An 885-nucleotide genomic window follows, 5' to 3' on the forward strand; every position below is an offset into this window, starting at 1 on the left:
ATAAATACGTTTTTTCACAAATGGCTTAAGCGTTAATATTGCAGTTCCAATATTTCCCCCCATCTGCACATCATAGCCCATTTGTTCCAACAAATGAGCAAGCAAAGCTGTCGTTGTTGATTTCCCATTTGTGCCCGTAATAGCGATAAACGGAACATCTTGATCACGAAAACCAGAGTGTTGTAAAAAATGGTTACGCGCACGAACAAATAATTCAATATCACCAATAATTTCTATATCTGCTTGACGTGCTTTATCAACAACCCAATGCGGTTGAGGATAAGTTAAAGGAACTCCAGGTGCAAGAATCAATGCAACAAACTCTGACCAGTTCTCATATTGAAGATCTCTCGTTGGAATATTTTCCCTCTTGGCCGTATGCACACCTGAAGGATTATCATCCCAGGCAACCACTTTTGCACCACCACTCATCAACGCTTGTGCAGCAGCTAATCCAGATTTTCCCAATCCAAAAAGAGCAACTTTTTGCCCCTTATAACACGTACAAGAAATCAAAATTTCACCGCAATTTAAGTGTTGAAAGGCCAACCAAAGCAAGGACTATCGAAATAATCCAAAAACGTATTACAACTTGACTTTCAGTCCAGCCTTTTTTCTCAAAATGATGGTGTATCGGTGCCATAAGGAACACACGCTTTTTTTTTAATTTGAAATAACCAACTTGAATAACAACCGAGAATCCCTCCAAAACAAAAAGCCCACCAATAAGAGCTAAAACAATTTCATGCTTGGTTGCTACAGCAACAATGCCTAAGAGCCCTCCAAGCGCCAACGATCCAGTATCCCCCATAAAAATAGCCGCTGGCGGCGCATTAAACCATAAAAAACCAAGCCCTGCCCCAACAACAGCTCCCAGTAAAACAG

At 40.8% G+C, this 885-nt stretch carries 2 protein-coding genes; both read right to left on the reverse strand.

Annotated elements, in window-relative coordinates:
* A partial coding sequence (locus ACFIK8_RS10515) for a Mur ligase family protein (protein ID WP_375669395.1) occupies positions 1-516 on the reverse strand: 516 nt, incomplete at its 3' end.
* A 4-nt stretch (positions 517-520) separates the two neighbouring features.
* Positions 521-885: phospho-N-acetylmuramoyl-pentapeptide-transferase (gene mraY, locus ACFIK8_RS10520; RefSeq protein WP_375669396.1), on the reverse strand; the 365-nt coding region annotated here is incomplete at its 5' end.

It is taken from the genome of Bartonella sp. MR168JLCBS (assembly GCF_042194175.1).